5 protein-coding genes are annotated in these 6,551 nt (G+C 45.3%); 2 read left to right on the forward strand and 3 right to left on the reverse strand.

The window, feature by feature from the left end; all coding sequences use genetic code 11:
* The first annotated feature begins 36 nt into the window (after nucleotides 1-36).
* Nucleotides 37-804, forward strand: a complete 768-nt coding sequence (locus ACRD6K_RS18705) for a threonine/serine exporter family protein (protein ID WP_299583717.1) — start codon at nucleotides 37-39, stop codon at nucleotides 802-804.
* A gap of 41 nt (nucleotides 805-845) precedes the next feature.
* A complete protein-coding gene (locus ACRD6K_RS18710; RefSeq protein ID WP_430974481.1) occupies nucleotides 846-1,379 on the forward strand; it encodes a threonine/serine exporter family protein in 534 nt (177 codons plus the stop codon).
* Between the two features lie 73 nt (nucleotides 1,380-1,452).
* Here the strand turns inward: ACRD6K_RS18710 and ACRD6K_RS18715 are convergent, their stop codons facing one another.
* From ACRD6K_RS18715 to ACRD6K_RS18725, 3 genes are all read right to left on the reverse strand, one after another.
* The gene (locus tag ACRD6K_RS18715; protein WP_430974482.1) at nucleotides 1,453-3,291 is read right to left on the reverse strand and encodes an OmpA family protein; all 1,839 of its coding nucleotides are present in this window, start codon (nucleotides 3,289-3,291) and stop codon (nucleotides 1,453-1,455) included.
* Between the two features lie 20 nt (nucleotides 3,292-3,311).
* On the reverse strand, nucleotides 3,312-4,259 hold the full coding sequence (locus tag ACRD6K_RS18720; RefSeq protein WP_430974483.1) for a PorP/SprF family type IX secretion system membrane protein: 948 nt from the start codon (nucleotides 4,257-4,259) through the stop codon (nucleotides 3,312-3,314).
* 11 nt (nucleotides 4,260-4,270) lie between these two features.
* Nucleotides 4,271-6,551: HYR-like domain-containing protein (locus tag ACRD6K_RS18725; protein WP_430974484.1), on the reverse strand; the 2,281-nt coding region annotated here is incomplete at its 5' end.

Consider the following 6,551-nt stretch of genomic DNA (forward strand, 5'->3'; position numbering starts at 1 on the left):
TTCGCGCTGTCAAATAAACGATCCAAAAAGCTGACCATGAGCACAAAACAAGATATGATCAATAAACTTTGTAAGTTGCTTCTTGAAATTGGAGCACTGCAAATGTCATCCGGCGCAAATACCTCGCGTATTCGAATGACTGTCATGCGCATTGCCAACAGTTATGGCTATAATGCCGAACTTTTAATTACGCACCGCGCCTTAATGCTGACCCTTTATGACGAAGAAAAGGATTATTTTTTCAGCCGGCTAAAACGCACGTCACCGCATGGAGCCAACTTCCGGATTGTGAGCGGAATTAGCCGCATGAGTTGGCAGATTGTTGACGAAAAATGGGATCTGGATCATATTCAGCAGGAAGTTGATCGTTTAAAAGCACTTCCCCACTATCCCCGATTGGTTATTTTGCTGATGGTTGGTTTGGCCGGAGCTTCTTTTTGCCGTTTGTTTGGAGGAAGTTTCATTGATATGCTCATCACTTTTTCAGCAACCTTTGCCGGTTTATTTGTGCGGCAGGAAGCCGTTAAAAAAGGGTTCAACCCTTACCTGTGCATTTTCTTTGGAGCCTTGGTTTCGTCCTTAATTGCCGGTGCTTCCGTAAAACTTCAACTTGGAACCCATCCTGACTTTGCCTTTGCAACCTCGGTTTTATACCTGATTCCAGGTATCCCGCTAATTAATTCGCTCTCCGATTTACTGGATGGAAACTTAATGAACGGCATTGTTAGGGGCATGTTCGGATTAATCATCGCCTTTGCAATTGCAATCGGCTTATTGTGTGCAATTCTGATTTACAACATTTAACCCTTGATGTTTTTAGACTTTACGAGTTACAACCCGCGCAAATGCGCATTCAATTTACAGATACGATGGAATGGTTAACTTTTTTTGAAAAATGGATTTGGCTCGGATTTGCCGCAATTGGTTTTGCCATCTTATTCAACGTTCCCAAGCGAACCCTGTGGGTAACATTTTTGCTGGGGGCGCTGGGCGGTGCGGCCAAGCTTTTAACCCTGCACCTGGGAGGTGGAATTATACTCGCTTCTTTTGCCGGAGCCATGTTGGTGGGTTTTCTGAGTATCGGGGCAGCTCATTTCAAACACGCTCCCCCTTTTGTTTTTGCCATCCCTGCCGTGATCCCAATGGTGCCCGGGGCCTTTGCCTACCGCATGATGCTGGGCATTATTCGACTCACGGAAAACATTGATCCGAACACCTTCAACCAACTGTTGGAAGAAACCATACACAACGGGTTGAATGCCTTCTTTATTCTGATGGCCCTATCCTTAGGCGTTTCAGCCCCCATGTTGTTAACCCGCCGCGAATCGGCCAAAGGACTTAAAGTTCCTCTCAAAATTGATGGGTTGATCAAAAAATAGAACGGTATAGCTGATAAAAAAATCGGGCTGGAAACTCTTTCCCAGCCCGATTTCATTTAAGCATGTCTATCATTTAGAAGTAGAAAATATTTCCCTTAGCCCTTCGGGTTACTTTCGATTTTCGGATTTCAACCACCGTCCGACGATTTTCATAGTGTTGCTCTTCGGTGCATGGAATACTACCATCGCAATCATTCACCAATTGAGTTTCGCCAAAACCAACCCAGTCAATGCGTCGTGCACTAATTCCCTTCGAGATTAAATAGTCGTTTGCTGCTTCCGAACGTTTATTCGACAGCTCCATATTGTATTCATCGGTGCCACGCGAGTCAGTATGCGATTCCAGTATGATCTGAATATCGGGGTACTCTTCAAGAACTTTAGCTAAGCGGTCCAGTTCCCGTTTACCCTCCGGACGCAGGTTCCACTCGCCAAAATCATAATAGATGTTTTTCAATGCAATACGAGAGCCGGCATCGAGCGAATAAAGCTGAATCAGGTAATCAAATACGCCCATATCCATTCCCATGGTATTGAATTCGATTTCTGTTCCGAAATAATTGTAGGCAGCAACTTCCACCCGGTACTTTTTGTCCGATTCAAGGTTGTAGCGAAATGTGCCCTTATCGTCAGTCAAAATAGAGTCAACCTTCGTGCCGTCCGAAACCGTCAGCAAAGCATCCGGAATAGGCACATTGCCCATAATGTCAACCACCTGACCTTTAAAGGCGAATTCCGGATCCAGGAAAACTTCCAGATTACCGTCCACAAAGTTGGTTTGGTCGGCCATATTCAAATCGAGTACTTTTTCCATATACTCTTCATTGGTAGCCACCAAGGTGTAGGACGTATTGCCTTCCAGCTTCACTTCCAGCCTTCCTTCATCATTGGTTGAACCGCTTGCAGCTACGCGGCCTTCTTCATCGATGATATTAACATGTGCTCCAGCCAGGATTTCCTTGGTTTTACTTGACATCGTGATAACATCAAACACATAATCTTCAAACCGGACAAAGTAAATATCATCGCTACCCATGCCGTCAGCCCGATTGGATGCAAAATAACCCGATTGCTGGTTGTTGTGTACCACCATGCCAAAGTCGTCAGCCGGCGAATTAATGTCGCCAGTAAACGTAGCACGTTGGCTGGATGCCAGAATCGGGAACTTAATGTAGAACAAGTCCAGTTTTCCCGCACCTCCAAAACCGTCAGACGAGAAAACCAAGGTACCGTCGGTATTCAGAAATGGGAACATCTCCTGTCCGCCACTGTTCACTTTAGGTCCAAGGTTCACCGGATCTGACCAGCCATCAGCAGTTCGTACCGTATAATACAAGTCAGTCTCGCCGCTTCCGCCAGGCATATCGCTCACAAAAATCAAGGTATCGCCTGTAACACTAATGGTTGGGTGTGCCACCGAATATTCACTGCTATTGAAGGGAAGACGTTCTTTAAGTTGCCAGCTCGTTCCTGACTTCTCATAAACCACAATTCCCAGCCGAATATTTTTCTTAATGAACACCATGTTCTCTTCCTGTGGATTCTGCCAATTGGATTGGGTTAAAAACAGTTCCCCCGTATTGGCACAATAGGCTAAAGGCCCTTCATGGTATTTCGACACCACAGAACCCATCCGGCTCCGGTCACTCACGACTTCGCCAAAAGCATTTAAGCTGGTCGAATACAGGTCATAAAACACCTTGTTCTGATTATCCGACTTCTTCCCGTCTTTCTCGCTAAAGGATAGAAAAACCAATTCATCTTCAATAATCGCAGGCCCAAAATCACTGTAAGGCGTGTTGATTGATAAGGTGTCAATCGTCATGTTCACGCCATCAAACAGGCTTCTTTGCGCCCAACTGCTAAAGCTGATTAGGATGAATGTTACGACAAGTATGTATTTTGTTTTCATATCAGTAAGTTTTTCTAGCATTAGAAATAGCGCGGTGAAGTATAACGAGACTTGACAAAGTTCAACTCATAGGAAATCATCACCTCATGAATTCCATCGTTATAAGAGCTAATGTTTGAGGTATTAAAGTCAATGGCATAGCCCAACCGCAGCTTTTCGTTGATAATGAACTGGGTATTGAAGCCGAAGGTTTCCGCTGTCCTGTACATCGCTCCAATCCAGAAACGGTCGGCAAACAAGAAACTGGCATTGATATCCGTTACAATCGGCGAACCTTTCATGTACCGGGCGTTGAATGAGGGTTTAAATTTCACTGCATCACTGAATTCAAACACGTAACCTCCAATTAAGGTCATGTGCCGCAGCTCATAATTGGTGTCATAGTTTTCCACCCCGTTCTCAAAGTCATTCTGCAGGAATTTCGGAATAGAGAATCCGGCATAAAACTTATCGGAATACATGAAAGCTCCTACCCCAAAGTTGGGCATAAACTTCTTGTCAATAACCCCTTGAAAAGCAGGATCATTCCCTCCTTCCGGAACATATAAGCGGTAAGCTTCGAGGTTATTTTCATAGTTGGTGAAGCCTGCTTTTAATCCGAATCGCAAAGAGACATCATCCGACAACTTCAAGCGATACGAATAATCGGTAAAAATGGCCAGCCGCTTGACAATTCCTATTTCATCGTCGATGACCGATAAGCCCAGCCCCACATTCTTGCCACGCAAAGGGGCCTGCACCGTTAAGGTATACGTGGTCGGTGCGCCTTCAAAACCAACCCACTGGTGGCGCCCCAAAGCCATAATTCCAATGCTCTCCCAGGTTCCGGCATAGGCCGGGTTAAATGCCTGGATGTTGAACATGTATTGACTATACATTGGATCTTGCTGTCCAAATGAAGCTGTAACTGAAGATAGTAACAACAGTAAGCTTATCCCGTACTTTGACATTTTCTTAATCATCTTCATCTCAGTTCATTTTAACGGTTAATGTATAGCGTTCCTTTGTGCACATTCGATCCATCCAGAATCAGAATGATGAAATAGGTTCCTTCCGGAAGAATCTCTGAATTCGAAGTTCCCTTCACATTAGGCCTTCCATCCCACCATGCGCCGGGATTTCCATACATTCCAATATCTCCGTAACGATCGCGTTTAAACACTTTAACTCCCCAGCGGTTATAAATTTCAATTTGTGCATTGGGGTATTTGTGAATTCCTCGAACCCGGAAATAATCATTGATTCCATCGCCATTGGGTGAAAATCCGTTCGGAATTAACAAGTCATCATTGGGAACAATGGTAATGTCAACAACCGCTTCGGCACACGCGCCATCAGCATCACAAATCTGGTAGCTCAGCTGATCATCGCCATAATAACTAACATTGGGTTTGTAGCGTATTGTACCATCGACATTGACAGTTGCCGTTCCCTCTGCAGGTGGAGTTATAATTTTTAAACTGGTATTATCCAGGTTCTCATCACAATCCAGGTCATTGTCCAACACGTAGATCACCAGCTCCTCATTTTCATTGACATCAACCTGATCATCAACCGCCAATGGAGCAGTTTTCAAAACAACAAGCTGCTCGCAGGTCACCGTATTTCCATAGTTATCAGTTACGGTCCAGGTAACGAGGGTTTCGCCTACCAGGTATTCTCCACTGGCATCGGCCGTATTGTTATAATCGTTGGTAATTGAGGCAACTCCACAATTGTCAGAATAGCTCGGAGCAGGAACGGTTACAAAGCCCATGCAATCTTCATCGGACGGCAAAGTGACTTCGACATCGCCGGCACATTCAACTACCGGATCAACCATATCCATGACAGTGATGGTGGTTTCACAGGTCGAGGTATTTCCGGAAGCATCCGTTACGCTAACCGTCACTGTTTGCTCTCCCATTGTTTCACAGGTGAACTCCTGAGTATCCACCGAAATGGTAAAATCTGATACATCTTCATCACATTCTCCCTGAATATCTGTAGCCAGTAATGCTAAGTCCTCAGGCGTAATAGCATAGTAATCATTTTCATCCAATGTTACCATCAGGTCGTTGCAGGTAAAGGTTGGCGCACTCACATCATTAACGATAACATTAAAGCTACAGCTTACTTCATTTCCGGTTCCATTAATCGCTGTCCAGGTAATCGTTGTTTCTCCCAGGTTAAACTCAACCCCATCAAGCGTCGTATCGCCTGAGCCGGTTGTTGCTCCTGTCAAGACATAGGTCAAACTACTCACGCCACAATTATCCGTGGCCATGGCATCCCATCCGGTTCCACTATGCAGATATGCACAGCTCTCATTGGCTTCTACTACCTGATCTTCGCTTACAGGACAGTTTACGGCTGGGTCTTCTGCATCATAAACAGTTACTATTTGCACACAAGTTGCCGTGTTACCCGCTACATCCGTCACGGTCCAGGTCACTGGTGTATCTCCTGCCAGGAATTGGACCGGAGCATCATTCGTTACTGAAGCCACAGCACAGTTATCATCGGTTGTTGGTGTGCCCAAGTCTACGTTCTCTGCCAAAGTATAGCAAACTCCCGGGTCAGCAGGAACTGAAACAGTAGTCGGACAGGTGATTGTTGGATCTTGAGTATCTTCAATGGTATATACATACGTCCACATCGCCTCATTATTTGCACAATCCACATAGCGGAACGTATAAGTCCTTGTTCCATTGTTGGTAATAGGATCTGGAGCATCTGTGACACCTACTAATTCCACTGTCGTTTCTCCATTGCAAGCATCAGATACTACCGGAGGAACCGGTTCTGTTGCATCTCCAATGCATTCCACCGTTGAAGCGCCAGGAGAAGGTATATTGGCCATGAATTCCGGAATGTCAATGGTGTAAGTATAGCTCCAGTCATGGTTGTTACCTTCACAATCTTCATAGTTAAATACCCAAACCATGTCGCCGGTACAAGGAATGTCGGCAGGTGTGGTCACCAAGGTTGGGGTAATTGGATTACCACAGTAATCATTAACGGCAGGTGGTGTAGGCTGAACCTGAGCATCAGCCAGACAGTCTACGGTTGAACTTCCGTCAGCCGGCATGTTTGCCACGAAGTCTGGAATATCAATCGTATAAGTGTAACTCCAGTCATGGTTGTTACCTTCACAGTCTTCATAGTTAAATACCCAGACCATATCGCCAGCACAAGCAATAGCATCCGGTGTGGTCACCAAGGTTGGGGTAATTGGATTACCGCAGTAATCATTAACGGCAGGTGGTGCAGGCTGAACC

Origin of the sequence: Sunxiuqinia rutila, from assembly GCF_050589705.1 — a bacterium.
GTDB lineage: Bacteria > Bacteroidota > Bacteroidia > Bacteroidales > Prolixibacteraceae > Sunxiuqinia > Sunxiuqinia rutila.